General features: G+C 65.6%; 18 protein-coding genes. 6 read left to right on the top strand and 12 right to left on the bottom strand.

Translation table 11 applies throughout. From position 1 onward, the window contains the following. Positions 1-12: 12 nt before the first annotated feature. Positions 13-2,151 (top strand): ammonium transporter, encoded by a 2,139-nt coding sequence (amt, locus tag AAG821_RS07110; protein ID WP_341909332.1) that lies wholly within the window; start codon positions 13-15, stop codon positions 2,149-2,151. On the opposite strand, the gene AAG821_RS07105 is transcribed toward amt, so the two are convergent. Beyond that, positions 2,148-3,101, bottom strand: coding sequence for a LysR family transcriptional regulator (locus AAG821_RS07105; RefSeq protein ID WP_341909334.1), 954 nt, complete (start codon positions 3,099-3,101; stop codon positions 2,148-2,150). The two genes, amt and AAG821_RS07105, sit on opposite strands and share 4 nt — an antisense overlap. A gap of 83 nt (positions 3,102-3,184) precedes the next feature. Between AAG821_RS07105 and AAG821_RS07100 the strand changes: the two genes are divergently transcribed. Continuing rightward, entirely contained in the window at positions 3,185-3,634 is a 450-nt protein-coding gene (locus tag AAG821_RS07100) for a nuclear transport factor 2 family protein (RefSeq protein ID WP_341909336.1), read from the top strand. 19 nt (positions 3,635-3,653) lie between these two features. Here AAG821_RS07100 and AAG821_RS07095 read toward each other — a convergent pair whose 3' ends face one another. From AAG821_RS07095 to AAG821_RS07070, 6 genes are all read right to left on the bottom strand, one after another. Then, on the bottom strand, positions 3,654-5,876 hold the full coding sequence (locus AAG821_RS07095) for a methyl-accepting chemotaxis protein (RefSeq protein WP_341909339.1): 2,223 nt from the start codon (positions 5,874-5,876) through the stop codon (positions 3,654-3,656). Positions 5,877-6,230: 354 nt separating this feature from the next. Next, complete coding sequence (locus AAG821_RS07090; protein ID WP_341909341.1) at positions 6,231-6,632, bottom strand: DUF3291 domain-containing protein; 402 nt, start codon at positions 6,630-6,632, stop codon at positions 6,231-6,233. Between the two features lie 59 nt (positions 6,633-6,691). Continuing rightward, positions 6,692-7,180, bottom strand: a complete 489-nt coding sequence (locus AAG821_RS07085; RefSeq protein ID WP_341909342.1) for a hypothetical protein — start codon at positions 7,178-7,180, stop codon at positions 6,692-6,694. A gap of 94 nt (positions 7,181-7,274) precedes the next feature. Next, a complete protein-coding gene (locus tag AAG821_RS07080; protein ID WP_341909344.1) occupies positions 7,275-8,291 on the bottom strand; it encodes an NAD(P)-dependent alcohol dehydrogenase in 1,017 nt (338 codons plus the stop codon). A 10-nt stretch (positions 8,292-8,301) separates the two neighbouring features. Further along, positions 8,302-9,090 (bottom strand): fumarylacetoacetate hydrolase family protein, encoded by a 789-nt coding sequence (locus AAG821_RS07075; protein ID WP_341909346.1) that lies wholly within the window; start codon positions 9,088-9,090, stop codon positions 8,302-8,304. A 1-nt stretch (position 9,091) separates the two neighbouring features. Beyond that, positions 9,092-10,177, bottom strand: a complete 1,086-nt coding sequence (locus AAG821_RS07070; RefSeq protein WP_341909348.1) for a malate/lactate/ureidoglycolate dehydrogenase — start codon at positions 10,175-10,177, stop codon at positions 9,092-9,094. A gap of 115 nt (positions 10,178-10,292) precedes the next feature. Between AAG821_RS07070 and AAG821_RS07065 the strand changes: the two genes are divergently transcribed. Together AAG821_RS07065 and AAG821_RS07060 are read left to right on the top strand one after the other, a co-directional pair. Next, positions 10,293-10,700 carry a hypothetical protein gene (locus AAG821_RS07065; RefSeq protein ID WP_341909350.1) on the top strand — a complete coding sequence of 136 codons (408 nt, stop codon included), beginning with the start codon at positions 10,293-10,295 and terminating at the stop codon, positions 10,698-10,700. Further along, positions 10,697-11,002 (top strand): NIPSNAP family protein, encoded by a 306-nt coding sequence (locus tag AAG821_RS07060; RefSeq protein ID WP_341909352.1) that lies wholly within the window; start codon positions 10,697-10,699, stop codon positions 11,000-11,002. Before AAG821_RS07065 ends, AAG821_RS07060 begins: the two co-directional genes overlap by 4 nt. A gap of 138 nt (positions 11,003-11,140) precedes the next feature. On the opposite strand, the gene polA is transcribed toward AAG821_RS07060, so the two are convergent. Together polA and AAG821_RS07050 are read right to left on the bottom strand one after the other, a co-directional pair. Further along, complete coding sequence (gene polA / locus AAG821_RS07055) at positions 11,141-13,996, bottom strand: DNA polymerase I (protein WP_341909355.1); 2,856 nt, start codon at positions 13,994-13,996, stop codon at positions 11,141-11,143. Between the two features lie 165 nt (positions 13,997-14,161). After that, positions 14,162-14,350, bottom strand: coding sequence for a zinc-finger domain-containing protein (locus tag AAG821_RS07050; protein WP_341909356.1), 189 nt, complete (start codon positions 14,348-14,350; stop codon positions 14,162-14,164). A 120-nt stretch (positions 14,351-14,470) separates the two neighbouring features. On the opposite strand from AAG821_RS07050, the gene AAG821_RS07045 reads away from it, so the two are divergent. Continuing rightward, the gene (locus AAG821_RS07045; protein ID WP_341909358.1) at positions 14,471-15,439 is read left to right on the top strand and encodes an ABC transporter ATP-binding protein; all 969 of its coding nucleotides are present in this window, start codon (positions 14,471-14,473) and stop codon (positions 15,437-15,439) included. Here the strand turns inward: AAG821_RS07045 and AAG821_RS07040 are convergent. The 3 genes from AAG821_RS07040 to AAG821_RS07030 form a co-directional block, all read right to left on the bottom strand. Then, the gene (locus AAG821_RS07040; protein WP_341909360.1) at positions 15,436-15,849 is read right to left on the bottom strand and encodes a response regulator; all 414 of its coding nucleotides are present in this window, start codon (positions 15,847-15,849) and stop codon (positions 15,436-15,438) included. The two genes, AAG821_RS07045 and AAG821_RS07040, sit on opposite strands and share 4 nt — an antisense overlap. A gap of 70 nt (positions 15,850-15,919) precedes the next feature. Next, positions 15,920-17,044: a histidine kinase dimerization/phosphoacceptor domain -containing protein gene (locus AAG821_RS07035; protein WP_341909362.1), complete on the bottom strand. Its 1,125-nt coding sequence runs from the start codon at positions 17,042-17,044 to the stop codon at positions 15,920-15,922. A gap of 307 nt (positions 17,045-17,351) precedes the next feature. Continuing rightward, positions 17,352-17,783 (bottom strand): helix-turn-helix domain-containing protein, encoded by a 432-nt coding sequence (locus AAG821_RS07030; protein ID WP_341909365.1) that lies wholly within the window; start codon positions 17,781-17,783, stop codon positions 17,352-17,354. A gap of 114 nt (positions 17,784-17,897) precedes the next feature. Here AAG821_RS07030 and AAG821_RS07025 point away from each other — a divergent pair, with 114 nt between their 5' ends. Continuing rightward, positions 17,898-18,512 carry an NAD(P)-dependent oxidoreductase gene (locus AAG821_RS07025; RefSeq protein WP_341909366.1) on the top strand — a complete coding sequence of 205 codons (615 nt, stop codon included), beginning with the start codon at positions 17,898-17,900 and terminating at the stop codon, positions 18,510-18,512. The last annotated feature ends 114 nt before the right edge of the window (positions 18,513-18,626 follow it).

Genomic DNA, 18,626 nt, shown 5'->3' with positions numbered 1-18,626 from the left:
GGTCAGGCCCGCATGACCCCTGATCGCATCGACATCGTCTGGATCGTTATCGCCACCTGCATGATCTTCACCATGCAGGCCGGCTTCTGTTGCCTGGAAAGCGGCTTCGTGCGCGCCAAGAACAGTATCAACGTGGCGTTGAAGAACCTGGCCGATTTCTGCATCGCCGCCCTGCTGTTCTGGGCCTTTGGTTTCGCCTTCGCCTTCGGGGCCGGCAATGGCTGGATCGGGGCCACCCACTGGCTGTTCGATGCCCGCGGCGAGATCGCGGTCGGCGTCTTCTTCCTGTTCCAGCTGATGTTCTGCGGCACCTCGGCCACCATAGTGTCGGGCGCGGTGGCCGAACGGGTCAGCTTTGCCAGCTACATCGCCATCACCATCGTGATCTCGAGCCTGATCTATCCGGTCTATGCCAACTGGGCCTGGAATACTGGCCAGTTCGGCGGCAGCAGCGGCTGGCTGGCGCAGCTTGGCTTCATCGATTTCGCCGGCTCCAGCGTGGTGCATTCGATCGGCGGCTGGGTCTCGCTGGCCGCCGTGCTGATCATCGGGCCGCGCACCGGCCGCTTCCTGCCCGGCCAGCCCAGCATGCGGGGCCATGACCTGGTGATGTCGACACTCGGCGTCATGCTGCTGTGGTTCGGCTGGTTCGGCTTCAACGGCGGCTCGACCCTGGCGCTGAACGAGAGTGTGCCCTCCATCCTGATCAACACCACGCTGGGCGGCTGTGCCGGCGGTGTCGCCAACCTGATCCTGTCGCAGCTGCTGTATGACAAGATCCGCGTTGAGGATTTCCTCAATGGCACGCTGGCCGGCCTGGTGGCGATCACCGCCAACTGCCACAACACCTCGGGGCTCGGCGCCGTCATCATCGGCGCCGTCGGCGGCGGCGTGGCGATTGCCGGTGCCGAGCTGCTGGAACGCTGGAAGATCGACGATGCGGTTGGCGCCGTGCCGGTGCATCTGTGCGCCGGCATCTGGGGCACGCTGGCGGTGGCAATCTTCGGCGACCCGGCCGGCTGGCCTGTACAGCATGACCGCTTCACCCAGTTCGGCATCCAGCTGCTCGGCTGCGCCGCCGCTGCCGTCTATGGCTTCGGTGTCACCTATATCCTGCTGCGGCTGATCAACATGGCGGTGCCGCTGCGTGTCACCAGCGAGGCCGAGGCCATCGGCCTCAACCAGGCCGAACATGGCGCCGGCTCGGCCATGCTCGATCTGGTCGGCGACATGGAGCGCCAGCGCCGCGAGGGGCGCTTCGACCAGCCGGTGCGCGTCGTCGTCGGTTCCGAGGTCGAGACCATTGCGCTGCAGTACAACCGTGTGATCGCCCGCGTCACCCGCGATGCCGATGCGCTGCGCCGCGCCATCGAGGATCTCAAGCGCGCCAAGCAGGCCGCCGAGGAGGCCAGCAATGCCAAGTCGGCCTTCCTCGCCAGTATGAGCCACGAACTGCGCACGCCGCTGAATGCCGTGATCGGCTTTTCCGAGATTCTCACCAACGAGCTGTTCGGCCATCTCGGCGATCCGCGCTACAAGGATTACGCCAGCGACATCCTGGCCAGCGGTCGCCACCTGCTCAGCCTGGTCAACGACCTGCTCGACCATACCCGCATCGAGGCCGGCCGCGTCGAGCTGCATGATGTCGAGATGGATGTGCATGAGCATGCCGAGGCTGCCTTGCGTCTGATGCGTGAACGCGCCTCGGCTGCCAGTGTCAGCCTGCGCGGCAGCTTCCCCGATCTGCTGCCTTACCTGCTGGCAGACGAACGCGCCGTGCGGCAGATGCTGCTCAACCTGCTCGGCAATGCGGTGAAATTCACGCCGCCGGGCGGCAGTGTCAGCCTCGCCGTGCAGCAGGAGGACGATGGCCGGCTGGCGATCACGGTCAGCGATACCGGCATCGGCATGAAGCGCGAGGATGTGCCACGCGCGCTCGAACCCTTCGTGCAGCTGCATCACCACATGAACAAGTCCTATGGCGGCACCGGTCTCGGCCTGCCGCTGGTGCAGGCGCTGATGCGGCTACATGGCGGCTCAATCACCATCGACAGCCGCGAGGGCGAAGGCACCAGCGTGACGCTGCGTTTTCCACGCAGTCGCGTGCGCCAGCTGCCGGCGATCGCCGCCGATGCACGGGCGGCGGATTAGCGGCGCGCCTGAGCGGTCTTGGGCTTCTGCTTGTCCAGGTCGCGGCCGACGGCAAGGATATGGCGGCGCAGCCACAGCGAGCCAGGGTCGTTCTGGTGCCGCACCGGCCAGAACAGGTATTCCTCATCGCCCTCGGGCTGCAGCGGCGGGGCCAGCGCCACCAGATCGAGCTGCCGGCTCAGGCTGGCGATCAGCCGGCCCGGCACGAAGGCGACCAGGTCGCTCTGCGCCACGGTATGCAATGCTTGCAAGTAGCTGGGCACGGACAGCGCAATGCGGCGCTGAATGCCCTGCTGCTGCAGCCAGCTGTCGATCAGGTCTTCGTCCTGGCCGCGGCCGATCACCGCCACATGGCGGGCAGCGAGGAAAACCTTCATCTGCTTCAGCCTCGCCGCCTGCGGATGTCCGCGTCGCACCGCCAGCATGTCGACATCGCCGAACAGGCGCTGGCGATGGAAGCCGGGCAGGGCACCGGGCCGGCAGTTGAAGGCGAAGTCGATGCGGCGGGCGATGTCGGGCGCGATGGCGCCGCTCGCCTGCAGCGGTGCGCCGCGCCACGGCGTTACGTCCAGCCGCACGCCCGGCGCCTCGGCGGCGATGCGGCCGACCAGCGGCGGCAGCACGAAATTGATGATGTAGTCGGGGATCATCAGCGCGAAGCGCCGCGTGCTGCTGGCCGGATCGAAGCCATCGGCGACGAACAGCCCGCGCACACTCTCCAGCGTCTGCTTCAGGGGCGCGCGCAGGCCCTGTGCTCGTGGTGTCAGTTCCATGCCGGGACCGACCCGCACCAGCAGCGGATCGTGCAGAATCTCGCGCAGCCGGCGCAGCGCGTGGCTCATCGCCGGCTGCGACAGGCCGATGCGCAGGGCGGCGCGGCCGACATGCGCCTCGCTCACCAGCGCATCCAGCGCCACCAGCAGGTTGAGGTCGAGGGCGGACAAATTCATGCCACGAATATAAATCATACAGACTATCGATTGGAAGAATGAAGTGGCCGGCGGCAGTCTGGCGGGCAACCGGAGGATTGCCGATGACCACGCCACAGAAACAGGCCGCCGCCAACAAGGCGCTGCTGCAATGGGTTTTTGCCGATCTCGCCGCCGGCCAGGGCCAGCCGTTCCTCGACATGCTGGCCGAGGATGTGGTCTGGCATGTCGAGGGCAGCACCGGCTGGTCGCGCAGCTATCAGGGAAAATCAGCCGTGAAGGCCAGCCTGCTCAAGCCGCTGCATGCGGTGCTCGACGGCCCCAACCGTCTCAGTGCCTCGCGCTTCATCGCCGAGGCCGACTGCGTGGTGGTGCAGGCGCGCGGCAACGGGCGCACCAAAGCGGGCGAATCCTATTGCAACAGCTATTGCATGATCTTCCGGCTGCGCGATGGCCGCGTGGTCGAGATCACCGAATATGCCGATACCGCGCTGATCGAACGCGTGCTGGGTCCGCCGCAGGTCGCGGCGGAGTCTGCCGCTGCCCGCGCCTGAAGCCGGATTTCCGATCCGGTCAGGACTTGAAGAAGCGGACCAGGCTTGAGAGCTGCCCTGCCTGGGTTGCCAGGGTCTGTGCCGCCGCATTGGTTTCCTCGACCATGGCGGCATTGCGCTGGGTCGCTTCATCCATGCTGGTGATGGCCTGGTTGACCTGCTCGAGGCCGACCGCCTGCTCGCGGCTGCCGGCGGCGATATCGGCAACGATATCGGACGCCTTCTTGATCGCGGTAACGATTTCCGCGAGGGAGGCGCCGGTCTGATTCACCAGGGTGGCGCCGGATTTCACTTTGACATTCGACTCGGTGATCAGCGCCTTGATGTCCTTCGACGCATTGGCCGAGCGCTGTGCCAGCGCGCGGACCTCCTGTGCCACCACGGCAAAACCCTTGCCGGACTCGCCGGCGCGCGCCGCCTCGACGGACGCATTCAGTGCCAGCAGGTTGGTCTGGAAGGCGATCTCGTCAATCAGCGACACGATCTCGCTGATTTTGCGGGCGCTGGTCTCGATGTCGCTGACGGCCGTGACTGCTTCGCCGACCACCGCGCCACCGGCATCGGCGCGCGAGCTGGCACTGGCCGAAAGCTGGCTGGCATTCTGGGCGAAATCGGCATTCTGCTTCACCGTCGTGGTGATTTCGTGCATCGCCGCAGCCGTTTCCTCAAGCGTCGAGGCCTGGGCTGCGGTCCGGCTGCCGAGTTCATGACTGACTTCGGCAATCTCTCCGGCCGCCCGATTGACATCTTCGGCTGTGTTGCTGAGCTGGCCTGCGAATTCCCGCAGTTTGGCCGAGGTTCCGTTGGCGCCGTCCTTCAGTTTGCCAAACACCCCATTGTAGGTGCCCTGTACCTGCCTGCGCAGGTCGCCATCGGCGATGCCGGTTATCACATTGGCCACCTCGCCGGTGACGCCCTCCAGCGTCTGGGCCAGCCTGTTGAGCTGGCGGGTGACCTCGAGCAGGAAGCCGTTCTTGCCGGCTTCTGAAATCCGGCCTGACAGGTCGCCGTTCGAAATCTGGTCGCAGAGTCCGGCGATCTCGCGCCCGGCGGCGGCTTCGCGCGCCTCGCGTTCCGCACGCGCCTGGTCTGCAGCGGCCCGCGTAGCGGCGCTCTCGGTTTCCAGGCGGTTCTTCTCGGCAATGCCATCACGGAAAATCAGCAAGGCCCGCGCCATGGCGCCGAGTTCATCCCTGCGGCCGGTGTCTGGAATCGCGACGCTTGCATCGCCGCCGGCGAGTTCGTTCATGCGACCGGTCAGGCGGGTAATCGGCCGCGCCACCGACAGGGCGAATGCGAGCGCGATGCCGATGAACACGATCGTCATGCCCGCGCCCAGCAGGATGCTGTCGCGGAGCTGTCCGGACACGGCGGCTTCAAGTTTCGAGCGGTCGCCCAGCAGGGCCACGGTCAGCAGCAACTTGCCCTGTTTGTCCAGCAGCGGAATGAATGCGACATCATAGGTCACGCCGGCAATCTGGGCGCGACCGTAAGTGTCGCGCGTCGCTGACAGGGGTGCAGTGTCCGCCGGTACCCAGTCTTTCAGATGATCGCCCGAGCGGCCGGTCTGTTTGCCGTCGACAAAGAAGGCCACGCCCATCCGGGCGGCATCGGCAATCCGCTTTGCCGTGTCATCGCGCACATAGCTGCCGACCTTGATGGTGCCGATGATGGTCGTGCCATTCCGGATCGGGGATACGGTTTCCTGTGCCAGCTCCTTGCTGGTGGGGGAGACGATCCAGGCCGCCGTCGCATTACCCTGCAAGGCCGCCGCCACGGTGGGCACTTTGGTCTTGTCATCGCCTTTGGATTTCGGGTTATGGCCACGCAGAACCACGATACCCTTGGTGTCGGTCACTTCGATTGCGCCGACGACAGGATCCAGGGCCCGGATGCGGGTTGTTTCCGGCACCAGGAAGCTTTCCAGCGCGGCCATGTCGCCAGAGGCCAGCGCGTCCACGACACGGCCATGACGGCTGAAGATTTCCGCATAGGACTGTGTCGCAGCGGCAATGGCCAGGAAGCGGTCTTTCGCCGCCAGCGCCGAAAGCTCCATCCTTTCGTGCGCTTCTTCCTCGATGGAGGTGGACATCTCGTGGAAGGTGGTTGCCGTGTAGATCGCGGCTTCGACGGCGACCAGGGCGGCGACGCCAAGGGCTATGCGGGGCCCGATGCCAAACCAGGATCGTTTTGTCTGTTGCTTCGCGAGGGCACGCTCGTCATACGCAGAAACCAAAGCCATCTTATGTCCCACAAGTTTCTTGGCCCCGCCGGGGCGGAATACACTTGTGTGCTTACGTCAGATTTCGCGGAAAAGCGGAGTTATTTTTCGATAAGCAGCAAGTCGGGGCGGCGCGTATGGCGCCTGATACGCATTTGCAATAGCGGACCTGCGGCGGGATGGAGCGCGCCCGGCCTATCCGGCGGCCTGAGACGCCGCAGCCTGGTGCGTCAGGTTGCTCTCTGTTCGGCGCCGGACCAGGTCGCGGTCGATAACCGTTGGCTGCCCCTGCGCATCGAAGGCGGTCTTCCAGTCGAAGGCGCGCGGCGATGGGCCATGGTCATGCAGATATTCTTGGTGCTCCACCGCTTCGCGCTAGTCTGGCACATGGTCGCCGGCCACCCACCACAGCACGTAAGGCGGCCAGGCCGGTTTTTGTGGCGGCAGGGCGGGCTTCAGGAACCAGTCGCGGCCATGCGCCAGGGCCTCGGCATGGATGCCGCTGTAGGTGAAGGCCAGCGGTGATTCGAGGTCGGCCCACAGCGACAGCGTGGAGGGCGAATGCGGGTCGCTGCCGGTGTGGAAACGCGGATAGGCCGCCGGGCCCCAGCTGGCCGGGCCGGGATCGCCGTCATAGCCCGAGCGTGCGATGAAGCCGTCGCTCAGCGCGACAGCGGCAAGATTGATGTCGTTGCGGGCGTGGAAGCTGTCGTTGACCGGATCTGCCGAGGGCCGCCGGAAGATTCCGAAGGTGTAGAGTGCGACGCGTTTTTCCACGCGCGCACTCTAGCCAATCCGTCCGCTCGCGCCAGCCAATACGCGCGGTGAATAACGGCTTATGCCGGCCGGCCGGCACCCGGATGAAAGCGGCGCACCGCCAGCACGCCCAGCAGCACGAAAATCGCCAGCGTGATGCCCTCGGTGATGAGGAACGGCGGTTCAGACTGGGTGGGGGCGGTGGCGCGCAGGGATGGCACCTTGGCAAAGACCTGCGCGATCGCCACGAAGACCAGCAGGAACAGGCTCGCTACGGCGCCACCGGCATAGACCGCGCGCCACGGACCGGCAAGGCGGAAGCTGTAGCGTGCCGGCAGGGTGGCGGCCAACACAACCAGTGCCACGATGGCGGTGCCATGCGAGGGCAGGAACACGGTGAAGGGGAACAGGAAGCCGGTGGCACTGGTGAGCAGTGCGGTGGCGAGGAAAACGGTCGCCATGCTGCCGCTGTCACGCCCGCGCAGCAGGTCGGCAACCACGACGATGCCGGCGATGATGGCGGCGACGCTGATCAGCGTATGGCCAAGCAGAAGCAGGGTGAGAAACATGAAGGGCCTCGGGGGGGGGCTGGAGGATCGAACTGAACCTACCATGCCGCCCCCGGCCGGGCAGTGATACTATACAGAGGTTTAGGCGCGGGCCTCAGGTGAGAGCGATCACGATCTTCCCGAAATGGCTGCCGCTGCCCATATGGCGGAAGGCCGCCCGCACGCCGGCTTCCGAAAAATCGAAGCGGTCATCCAGCACCGGCTTCAGCTGTGCCAGTGTCATGGCGCGCAGCATGGCGTCGAAGCCTTCCTTCGATCCCACCGTCACGCCCTGCAGCCGCACCTGCTGCATCACCACCAGCGGAATCTGCAGGTCGTTGCTGGGGCCCGACAGCACGCCGATCATGCTGATGGTGCCGCCCGGCCGGATCGCGCGGATCGACTGCATCAGCGTGCCGGCGCCGCCCAGCTCGACGATATGGTCCAGCCCGGCATTGCCGGTCAGCGCGCGGGCCGTGCGGCCCCAGTGCGGATCGGCCTTGTAGTTGACGCCATGATCGGCGCCCATGGCCTTCACCCGCGCCAGTTTCTCGTCCGACGACGAGGTCATGATCACCTCGGCCCCGGCCAGCTTGGCGAATTGCAGCGCGAACAAGGCCACACCGCCGGTGCCCTGGATCAGCACGCGCTCGCCCGGCTGCACGCGGCCCAGCGTGACGATGGCGCTCCAGGCGGTGAGGGCCGCGCAGGGCAGGGCGGCTGCCTCTTCATAAGAGAGATGATCGGGGATATGCGCCAGCGCGCTGGCCGGGAAGCAGCGCTGTTCACACAGCCAGCCGTCGAACGGCCCGCCCATGCTGATGGCGAATTTCGCCACGCTGGGTTCGCCGCTTTGCCAGTTGGGGAAGAAATGTCCCAGCACACGGTCGCCCGGTTTGAAGCCGGTCACGCCGTCTGCCACGGCGATCACCTCGCCGGCAGCATCGGAGACCGGGATCAGCGGCAGCTTCTGCTTTGGATTGTACTGGCCGAGTGCCATCAGCCAGTCGCGGAAATTCAGCGAGCAGGCCTTCACCCGCACCAGCACCTCGCCGGCTTTCGGTGTCGGGTCCGGCCGCTCGACCATCTTGAGCGCATCGACCGAGAAACTCTGCAGTTCGATGGCGCGCATGGTGGTCTCCTCAGGCCTCGAAACCGACAGCGCAGCGGCCGAGCCCCTCGGCCTCGATCTCGAACAGGTCGCCGGGTGCGGCGGGCTGCATGGCAAAATAGGTGCCGGTCATGATCACCTCGCCGGCACGCAGCGGCATCTCGTCGCTCACCAGCCGTCCGGCCAGCCAGGCCAGTGCATGCAGCGGGCTGCCATACACCGCCTCGCCGGTGCCGCTGATGATCTGCGCGCCGCCCTTGCTCATGCTCATCGGCATGCGGCGCAGGTCGAGGCCTTCCAGCCGGCGCGCCGGTGCGCCCAGCACGAAGGCGCCGCCATTGGCATTGTCGGCCACGATATCCACCGGCTTGGCATCCAGATTGGCGATGCGGCTGCCCACCACCTCGATGGCCGGCAGGCAGTAGGCGACGGCGCGGATCACATCGGCCAGCGTCGGCTGTTCCATCGCCAGGTCGCGCTCCAGCACGATGGCGACCTCGCCCTCGACACGCGGCTGCATCACGCGGCCTTTCGCCACGGTATCGCCGTCGCCCATCAGCATGTCGGCATAGAGGTTGCTGTAGGCCGGTTCGGTCAGGCCCATCGTCTTCTGCGCCGCGCGGTTGCTGAGCGCGATCTTGTAACCGACACTGCGCCGCCCGGCCTTGAGCCAGATGTCGCGGTTGAGGCCCTGCACGGCATAGGCGGCGGCCATGTCGTTGCCCAGCTGCTCGCGCACCGGGGCGCAGGGAATGCCGGTCTCGCCGGCCTGGCGCAGGCGGTCGGCGGCATCCTGGAGGACGGCGGGGTTGGGTGACATGTCAGAGTCCTGCGGCTGTGTTGGTCTGGGCGGCGCCGATGCCGACCGATTCTCCGGCACTGATGATCTCGCGCCAGGTGGTGGCATCCACCGGAATGCCGTCGCGGCTGCGGCTGGCGCGATAGCGGCGCTCGGGTTCGCCGGCCACCTGCACGCCGTCACTGCCGGGCGCTTTCGGCGCGGCCTTGACGAATTTCACGAAGGCATCCACTTCGCGGCGCCAGCTGTCGGCGCCGCCCAGCTTGGCCGGATCGACGATCACCGAGAACATGTTGTTGGTGATGGTGTTCTTCGCCCAGCTGCCTTCATGCATGGTGATGCCGCCGGTAAAGGCGCCGGCCAGCAGCTCGGCGATCACCGCCAGGCCATAGCCCTTGTGTTCGCCGAAGGTGAGGATGGCGCCGATCGGGCCGTCGAACATGGTGCGCGGCTCGGTGGTCGGTGCGCCGTTGGCATTGATCAGCGTGCCGGGCGGCACCTGTTCGCCCTTGTTCATCGCCACCCGCACCTTGCCCATCGCGATCTTGGAGGTGGCGAAATCCAGCACGATGGGCTCGCCGCCCGGCTGGCTCGGCGGAATCGCGCAGCAATAGGGATTGGTGGCAAAGCGCGCATCGGCGCCGCCAAACGGCGCCACCAGCGGCGGGCGGCCCACCACGTTGACATAATGCGTCGAGAGCATGCCGGCGGCCGCGCATTGCTCGCCCCAATGGCCGATGCGGCCGATATGGTGGCTGTCGCGTAAGCTCACGATGCAGGCGCCGGTTTGCCGTGCGCGGCGGATGCCCAGTTCCATCGCCTCATGGCCGATCACCTGGCCATAGCCCATGCCGCCATCCAGATTGAGGATGGCGCCGAAATCGCTGGTCACGCGCACCGACTGATTCACCACCAGGCGCTTCTCGACCGCAGCGAGGATATATTGCGGCAGCATGCCGACACCGTGGCTGTCATGGCCGCTCAGGTTGGCCAGCACCAGATTCTCGGCGACCAGGGTGGCTTCGCGTTCGTTGCTGCCGGCGGCCAGGCAGATATGGCGCACGGCGGCGCGCAGCGGCTCCGGCTTTACGGTGACAGTCTCACCCATGGTTTTTCGTCCCTTTCTCGGTTGCATCTGGTGTATCGGAAAGCGGGCGGCTCGACAATATCGTAAGGCTACGGAGGGATTTGACCCGGAGAGGGCGTTGCGGCAGATTGGGGCCATGCAAAAAATCCCCGTCCTCATCGCCCTGCTTTTCCTGGCCGCCTGCACCTCGCCACTCGAACACGTGGCCGAGCGCGCCCGCAGCGAGATGGTTGGCATGACCGAGGGCCAGCTCAAGGCCTGCGCCGGCGAGCCGACCGCCACCAATCTGGAAAACGGCATCGCGCTGTGGAGCTATTTCCGCGAGACCAGCCGCTCGGCGGTGGCGATCTCCGGCGATATCGGCTACACGCCGACCAATCGCGGCGAAACCAATTACGACTATTTCCGCTACTGCGAGGCGACCTTTGCGTTGCAGGGCGGGCGGGTGCGCAGCGTCGAGTTCCGCGGCCGCACCGCGACGGGTCGCGAGATCATGGAGCCCTGCGGCGCCATCGTCGAACGCTGCATCCCGGCCAAGCCATGATCACCTGTTTCCTGCGCTACGAAGTCGATCCCGGCAGCCTGAAGGATTTCGAGGAATACGGCCGCATGTGGATCCGGCTGGTCAACAAGCTGGGCGGCACGCATCACGGCTATCTGATGCCCAGCGAGGGCGCCAGCGATGTGGCGCTGGCCAGCTTCTCGTTCCCGTCACTGGCCGCCTATGAGGCCTATCGCAAGGCGGCGGCGAGCGATGCCGAATGCCAGGCGGCCCTGGCCTTCTACGAGAAGACCAAATGTTTCCGCCGCTTCGAGCGCAGCTTCTTCCGCCCGGTGTTTGAGTAGGGCACCGCGTCGTCACAAACAAGGCCGTCACCCTAGGGCTTGTCCCTAGGGTCCATCCCAACCATCCGCGCATCGGAACTTACAGATGGACTCTCGGAATAAATCCGAGGGTGACGATCTATGGCGTGGAGAAGGCGCCTAGTGCGCCGCTTCCCAGTTGGCGCCGACGCCGGCATCCACCACCAGCGGCACATCCAGCGTGGCGGCCGACTGCATCACCGTCTTCGCCACCGCGATCAGCGCATCCACCTCTGAGTCGGGCGCCTCGAACACCAGTTCGTCATGCACCTGCAGCAGCATGCGGGTCTTGAGTCCTTCCGCCGCCAGCGCCGCCGGCAGCTTCGCCATAGCGCGCTTGATGATATCGGCGGCCGAGCCCTGGATCGGCGCGTTGATCGCGGCGCGTTCGAGGAAATTGCGCTCGGCCGGGTTCTTCGAGTTGATATTGGGGAAATGCACGCGCCGGCCATACAGGGTGGTGACGAAGCCCTGCTCCTTCACCTGCTTTTTCGTATTGTCCATATAGGCGCGGATGCCGGGATAGCGCTGGAAATACGCCTCGATATAGCTCTGCGCCTCGCGCTGCGGGATGCCGAGCTGGGCGGCCAGACCAAAGGCGCTCATGCCATAGATGATGCCGAAGTTGATGGCTTTCGCGGCACGGCGCACCATCGGATCCATGCCTTCGACCGGCGTGTTGAACACCTGGCTGGCGGTCAGCGCATGGATGTCGATGCCATCGCGGAAAGCCTGCTTCAGCGTGCCGATATCGGCGATATGGGCGAGGATGCGCAACTCGATCTGCGAATAGTCGGCCGAGATGATCTTGTGGCCGGCCTCGGCGACGAAAGCCTTGCGGATCTTGCGGCCTTCCTCGGTGCGCACCGGGATGTTCTGCAGGTTGGGATCGCTGGAGGCAAACCGCCCGGTATTGGTGGCCGAGAGCGCAAACGAGGTGTGCACGCGGCCGGTGCGCGGGTTGATCGAGGCGACCAGCGCATCGGCATAGGTGGATTTCAGCTTGGCGAGCTGGCGCCAGTCGAGCACCGCGCGCGGCAGCTCGTGGCCCTCGGCGGCCAGTTCCTCCAGCACCTCGGCGCCGGTGGAATAGGCGCCGGTCTTGCCCTTCTTGCCGCCGGGCAGCTTCATCTTGTCGAACAGGATCTCGCCGAGCTGCTTGGGCGAGCCGATGTTGAAGCTTTCCTCCGCCAGTTCGTGCGCCTTCTTCTCGAAAGCCTCCATACGGGTGGCGAAATCGGCCGACAGGCGGTTGAGTTCGGCCGGATCGACCTTGATGCCGGCACATTCCATCGCCGCCACCACGGCCGGCAGCGGCCGCTCGATGGTCTCGTACAGCGTCACCTGCTTTTCGGCCAGCAGGCGCGGCTTCAGCACGTGATACAGCCGCAGCGTCACATCGGCGTCTTCGGCGGCATAGTCGCACGCCTTGTCCAGCGCCACCTCGGCAAAGGAGATGCGCGCCTTGCCGGTGCCGGTCACCTCGTCATAGCTGATCGGCGTATGGCCGAGATGGCGTTCCGACAGCTCGTCCATGCCATGGCCATGCTTGCCGGCATCCAGGGTGTAGGACATCAGCATGGTGTCGTCGTAGGACACGATCTGCACGCCGTGCTTTTCCAGCACCGCCATGTCGTATTTGATATTCTGCCCGACCTTCAGCACGCCGGGATCGGCCAGCAGGGGCTTCAGCGCGGCCAGTGCATCCTGCAGCGGAATCTGCTGCAAGGCGCCGTCGCCGCCGAAATCGAGCCCGCCACCGGCCTTGCGATGGCCCAGCGGCACATAGCAGGCCTCGCCCGGCGCCACCGCCAGGCTGATGCCGACCAGCTCGGCCATGGTGGGAGACAGGCTGGTGGTTTCGGTGTCGAACGCGATCAGCCCGGTTTCGAAGCCGCGCGCGATCCAGTGCTGCAGCGCGCCAAGATCCTGCACCAGCGCGTAATGTTCGCGGCTGACCGGCGGCGTTTCCGGCCCGCCTTCGCCCGGATAGGCAATCGGCGTCGTCGCTTTATGCGCCGAGGCCACCGGTGCGTACATCGTCTCCGGCCGCGCCGTGACGCCAGTCGCACCGCCGCTCATATCGGTGCCGCGCGCCTTCAGGCGGTTTTCGATCCGCGCGGTCAGGGTGCGGAATTCCATCTCGTTGAGGAAAGCCGACAGCTTCGGCCATTCCACCGGCCCCAGCTTGAGGTCGTCGAGCCCCAGCTCCAGCGGCACATCGTCCTTCAGCTTGACCAGCTGATACGATATGCGCGCCTTGTCGGCATTGGTCAGCAGCGTCTCGCGCCGCTTGGGCTGCTTGATCTCGCCCGCACGCGCCAGCAGCGATTCCAGGTCGCCATAGGTGTTGATCAGTTCGGCCGCGGTCTTGATACCGATACCGGGCACGCCGGGCACGTTATCGGTGCTGTCGCCGGCCAGCGCCTGCACATCGATCACCTTGTCGGGCGTGACGCCGAATTTCTCCATCACCTCGGCCGGCCCGATGTTGCGGTCCTTCATCGGGTCCATCATGCCGACGCCGTCCTTGACCAACTGCATCAGGTCCTTGTCGGACGAGACGATGCAGACCTCCATGCCGGCCGCGTTGGCGATGCGGGCATAGGTCGCGATGATGTCGTCGGCTTCGAAGCCCGGCTTCTCGATCGAGGGCAGGCCGAAGGCTTTTGTCGCCTCGCGGATCGGCGCGAATTGCGGGATCAGGTCTTCCGGCGTCTCGCTGCGGTTGGCCTTGTAGGCGGGATAGATTTCGCTGCGGAAGGTTTCGCGGCCGGCATCGAAGATCACCGCCATGTGGCTGACCGCCTGGTCATGCTCGGCCTTGTCGCGGAGCGACGACAGCATATTGCAGAAGCCCGACACGGCGCCGATCGGCAGGCCGTCGGATTTGCGCGTCAGGGGCGGGAGCGCGTGATAGGCCCGGAAGATGTAGCCCGAACCGTCAACCAGATAGAGGCGATGTTTGGTGGCCATATAGATACGCTCTCCGAAATTCTCTATTTCGTCATCCCCGGGCCCAAGAAGAATCTTTCCTGGCCGGGGATCCATCCCGTCCATCGGCGGGGAAACGGCGACGGAGGAGCGTGATATCGACGGCGGATGGATGCCCGGCACAAGGCCGGGCATGACGGTGGTGGTTTAATGCCCGTGGCCCGCGCCGTCTTTCAGCAGATACTGGCGGCCGCAATAGGGGCAGTCGATCTCGGTCTTGTCGCCCATGTTGAGATAGACGCGCGGATGGCCCAGCGCGCCGCCGCCGCCATCGCAGGCCACGACCGGGCTGTCGACGGTGATGGTCTCGGGTGCAGTAGTCTTGACGGCCTGCATGGTGGTCTCCGGAGGGCTGCCAGAAAGCGTTCGCTGATGCCCCGGGTTTGACCCCCAAGGCCCAAGGTGATACCTAGCGCAGCACCGTTCGCCACGCCAGTCTTACAGGCCTTCAGAGCCATGCCCGCTGCCGATTCCGCCCTGCTTTCCGGGGTTCCTGCCGTGTCCGCTATTGCCGTGCGCGACCTGGTCAAGGTCTATGGCAGCGGCAAGGGCGCCAAGACCGCCCTGCATGGCGTGACGCTGGATATCCCGCGCGGCAGCTTCTTCGGCCTGCTGGGCCCCAACGGTGCCGGCAAATCGACGCTGATCAACATCCTGGCCGGCCTGGTGCGCAAGACCTCGGGCACCGCCGCGGTCTGGGGCCATGACATCGACACCGACACGCGGCGCGCGCGGGCGGCGATTGGCGTGGTGCCGCAGGAACTCAATCTCGATCCGTTTTTCACCCCGCGCGAGGCGCTGGATTTCCAGGCCGGCCTCTATGGCGTGCCCAAGGCCGAGCGCCGTGCCGACGAAATCCTGGCCGCGCTTGGCCTCACCGACAAGGCCAACTCCTATGCGCGCACCCTGTCGGGTGGCATGCGCCGCCGCCTGCTGGTGGCCAAGGCGCTGATGCACAATCCGCCGGTGCTGGTGCTGGACGAGCCCACCGCCGGCGTCGATATCGAACTGCGCCAGCAGCTCTGGGCCTATGTGCGACAGCTCAACCAGTCGGGCGTCACCGTGGTGCTGACCACGCATTACCTGGAAGAGGCCGAGGCGCTGTGCGACCATATCGCCATCGTCAACCACGGCCGCATCGTGGCGCATGACACCACGCCGAAACTGCTGGCCCGGCTCGACCGCAAAGATGTGATCCTGACGCTGGATGCCGATCTGGCCACCGTGCCGCCGGCGCTGGAAAGCCTCGGCGCCGAACTGCTTGGGCCGCGTCGCCTGCGCCTGCATTACCGCCCGAGCCAGATGCCGTTCAGCACCCTGCTGGCGCGTGTGCAGGCGGCGGGGCTGGCGATCCATGACCTGACCACGCAGGACGCCGATCTGGAAGACCTGTTCCTGGAACTGACGCGCAACCGCGCAGCCTAGCCGGACGGCAGGATCCGTTTGCCCAGCGCCGCCTGGATGCGCGCATGCACGGCATCGAGGTCATAGGGCTTGGCCATCATCAGGCCGGCGGCATAGCGCGCCAGTTCCGAGGCGACGCCGGAGGTGACGATCACCGGCACGGTCGGATGGTTTGCCCGCGCCCATTCGGCCAGCGCGATGCCATCCATGTCGCCGGGCATCTGCACATCGGTGAACATCAGGTCGATGGCCTGGCGCTCGAACCAGGCCCTGGCCTTGGCGGCATTGTCCGCCTCCAGCACCAGATAACCGCAGCTTTCGAGATAATCCACCGTCATCAGGCGCACCAGATCGTCGTCTTCCACGACCAGCACAACGGCCGCCTTGGGCGGCTGCTGCGCGGCGAGCATCATCATATGTGTGTGGGGCAAGGACGGTACTCCGGGTGCCGCAACAGGCCGGCACATATGAAAGAACAGGGCGGGTGCTGGATAGTTCCGTTCAGGGCATGTGCGGCAGTGCGATTTCGCGCGGGAAGGCGATGGTGACCTGAGTGCCGGTGCCGTCATCCTTGCGGCCGACACTGAGGTCGCCGCGCAGCTGCGACACCAGCGAAGTGATCACCTTCATGCCGAAACCGCGCGCGGGCTTGAGAATCTCGTCAGGCGGCGGGCCGTCGCCTTCGTCGGAGACCGACAGGGTATAGCCGGTTGCGGTATCGGCGAAGCGCACCGCCACCTTGCCGGCGCCGTATTTGGTCGCGTTGGTCACCAGTTCGTTGATGATCAGGCCGATGGCGACGATCCGCGCGGTCGGCAGCTTCACCTCGGCGCCGCTCACTTCGATGCTGCCGCGGTTGGTTGCCTGCAGCATGATGGAAAGGTCGTCGCAGACGCGCTGCAGATACTGCGCCACATCGGCATGTTCGATGCCTTCGCTCAGGTAGATATGCTGGTGCACCCGGGCAATGGCAGACACGCGGCCGGCCGCCTGCTTCAGCTGGGTTGGCACATCGTCGTCGCTTGGCGTGCGGCTTTGCATCGACAGCAGGCCCGACACCAGCTGCAGGCTGTTCATCACCCGGTGGTCGATCTCGTTGGCCATCAGGGTGGTCAGGCGCAGCGCCTTGTCCTTGGCGGCGGCGGCCTCGGCCAGCGCCATGGCGGCCTGCCGGCCCGCATTGCGCAGTTCCAGCTGGTCCATCACGATGGCGGCCAGGCTGTTCAGGCTGGCGATCTGGCGTTTGGTGATGCTGCGCGGCTTGTGGTCCATCACGCAGAGCGTGCCCAGGCTGCAGCCATCGGCGGTGGTGAGCGGCACGCCGAGATAGAAGCGCAGGCCGAAATCGCCGGTGACCAGCGGATGCGCCAGGGCGCGCGGATCGCTGGACGCATCGCTCAGCAGCCAGGCGCGTTTCTGCAGGATCGCCGAGGCACAGAGCCCGGCATCGCGGCTGGTCTGCGCCATCGGCATGCCATGGCGCGATTTGAACCAGACGCGGTCCTCGGCCACGATGCTGATCAGCGCCACCGGCGTGCCGAACAGCTCGGCGGCCAGACTGGTGATGTGGTCGAAGGTGCTCTCGGGCGGCGTATCCAGCACGGCATACTGCCGCACAGCTGCCATCCGGGCCTCTTCCGCCTGCGCGCCGGAAAGAAGTCGATGCAGGGACGGCATCATCTGCGGCGTCGCATGGCGGCGTGGGGGTCTGCGATTGTCAATATGGGTGCAGGCTACGCTTATTTCGAGGTAAGTCCATCTCCAACTGCTGATCGCACCAGCAGTTGCGACTCACGCGCGCCGCATACAAAAGAGGTAGGCACAACCGCGCCGTGGGGCGGGCCATGCACCGCGACCGCGCATTATGGCGGGCTTCCGGCGTTTATAGCGCGATGCCGAGCCAAGCTTGGCGGTACCGCGTCTGCGGCGGGCGTTATGCCGCGCGGATTGTTTTTATTTCTTTTGGCGCAGGCATCGGCTGCGCCCGGTCATAACGCCGCTGGGCTGCCATCACATGGGCAAGGTTCTGTTCGGCCCACAGCCGCATCTGGTCGACCAGCGCGGCCAGGGTCTGGCCCAGCGGCGTGATCGAATATTCCACCGTCACCGGCACGGTGGCGATGGCACGGCGATGCACCAGGCCATCGCGTTCCATGCTTTTCAGCGTCTGCGACAGCATCTTCTGCGACACGCCGGCCACGCGCCGGCGCAGTTCATTGAAACGCACCGGTTCATCCAGCAGCAGGATCAGCACCAGCACGGTCCATTTGTCGCCGATGCGGTCCAGCACCTGCCGGGTCGGGCATTGCGGATCGTAACTGTTGCCGGTCATGGTCTTGCCTGTCATCGCTTTGCGCCTGGTCATGGGCGGTTACCCCGATCTCACCTGACGAGAAAAAAGTGCCTTCTTTACACCAGATGGCCAATCCGCCATCTGGTTACCGGTAGAAACTACCATACCGGTAAAAGGAGAGACACCATGAAAATCGCCCTGATCGGCGCCACCGGCAATATCGGCAGCCGCGTGCTGAACGAAGCACTCACGCGCGGCCACAGCGTCACTGCCATTGCCCGCAAGGCCGATGCACTGGCGGCCAGGCCGGGCCTGACCGCCAAGGCCGCCGACCTGCATCAGCCCGCTGCGCTGGCGCCGGTGCTGGCCGGCCATGATGCGGTGGTCAGCGCCGTGCATTTCCTCGCCAGCGATTTTGCCAAGCTGCTCGCCGCCGTGCGGCAGTCGGGCGTGAAACGCTGGCTGATGGTGGGCGGCGCCGGCAGCCTGGAGGTGGCGCCGGGGCTGAAGCTGATCGACGCGCCGGGCTTCCCCGAGATCTACAAGGCCGAAGCGGCGAAGGGCGGAGAATTCCTCGACGCGCTGAAGGCGCAGGCGGCCGACCTCGAGTGGAGCTTCCTGTCGCCGTCGGCGATGATCGTGCCGGGCGAACGCACCGGCAAATTCCGGCTGGGCAAGGATACGCTGCTCAGCGATGCCAACGGCGACAGCCGCATCTCGATGGAGGATTACGCCATCGCGCTCATCGACGAGCTGGAGAGCCCCAAGCATATCCGCCAGCGGTTCACCGTGGGGTATTGAGGTTCAGGGAGAATAGCCGGAAGGGCGGATGGTGCCGTATGGCGCAGATATTGATGAAACGTAGGGTGCCATCCGCACTCGGCTAATAAACCAAAGGAAAGGAATGTTATCCCA

Origin of the sequence: Ferrovibrio terrae (genome assembly GCF_943372915.1) — a bacterium.
In the GTDB taxonomy this organism is placed as follows: Bacteria; Pseudomonadota; Alphaproteobacteria; order Ferrovibrionales; family Ferrovibrionaceae; genus Ferrovibrio; species Ferrovibrio terrae_A.
Note: the sequence above shows the minus strand (reverse complement) of the source record. Positions and strands in the feature narration are given on the sequence as shown.

Coding starts and splice junctions, on each gene's coding strand:
- AAG821_RS07065 (WP_341909350.1), top strand. CDS start 10,293: ATGCAAAAAATCCCCGTCCTCATCGCCCTGCTTTTCCTGGCCGCCTGC.
- AAG821_RS07045 (WP_341909358.1), top strand. CDS start 14,471: ATGCCCGCTGCCGATTCCGCCCTGCTTTCCGGGGTTCCTGCCGTGTCC.
- AAG821_RS07060 (WP_341909352.1), top strand. CDS start 10,697: ATGATCACCTGTTTCCTGCGCTACGAAGTCGATCCCGGCAGCCTGAAG.
- AAG821_RS07030 (WP_341909365.1), bottom strand. CDS start 17,783: ATGACCAGGCGCAAAGCGATGACAGGCAAGACCATGACCGGCAACAGT.
- AAG821_RS07025 (WP_341909366.1), top strand. CDS start 17,898: ATGAAAATCGCCCTGATCGGCGCCACCGGCAATATCGGCAGCCGCGTG.
- AAG821_RS07050 (WP_341909356.1), bottom strand. CDS start 14,350: ATGCAGGCCGTCAAGACTACTGCACCCGAGACCATCACCGTCGACAGC.
- AAG821_RS07105 (WP_341909334.1), bottom strand. CDS start 3,101: ATGAATTTGTCCGCCCTCGACCTCAACCTGCTGGTGGCGCTGGATGCG.
- AAG821_RS07085 (WP_341909342.1), bottom strand. CDS start 7,180: ATGTTTCTCACCCTGCTTCTGCTTGGCCATACGCTGATCAGCGTCGCC.
- AAG821_RS07095 (WP_341909339.1), bottom strand. CDS start 5,876: ATGGCTTTGGTTTCTGCGTATGACGAGCGTGCCCTCGCGAAGCAACAG.
- AAG821_RS07070 (WP_341909348.1), bottom strand. CDS start 10,177: ATGGGTGAGACTGTCACCGTAAAGCCGGAGCCGCTGCGCGCCGCCGTG.
- polA (WP_341909355.1), bottom strand. CDS start 13,996: ATGGCCACCAAACATCGCCTCTATCTGGTTGACGGTTCGGGCTACATC.
- AAG821_RS07100 (WP_341909336.1), top strand. CDS start 3,185: ATGACCACGCCACAGAAACAGGCCGCCGCCAACAAGGCGCTGCTGCAA.
- AAG821_RS07035 (WP_341909362.1), bottom strand. CDS start 17,044: ATGGCAGCTGTGCGGCAGTATGCCGTGCTGGATACGCCGCCCGAGAGC.
- amt (WP_341909332.1), top strand. CDS start 13: ATGACCCCTGATCGCATCGACATCGTCTGGATCGTTATCGCCACCTGC.
- AAG821_RS07075 (WP_341909346.1), bottom strand. CDS start 9,090: ATGTCACCCAACCCCGCCGTCCTCCAGGATGCCGCCGACCGCCTGCGC.
- AAG821_RS07080 (WP_341909344.1), bottom strand. CDS start 8,291: ATGCGCGCCATCGAACTGCAGAGTTTCTCGGTCGATGCGCTCAAGATG.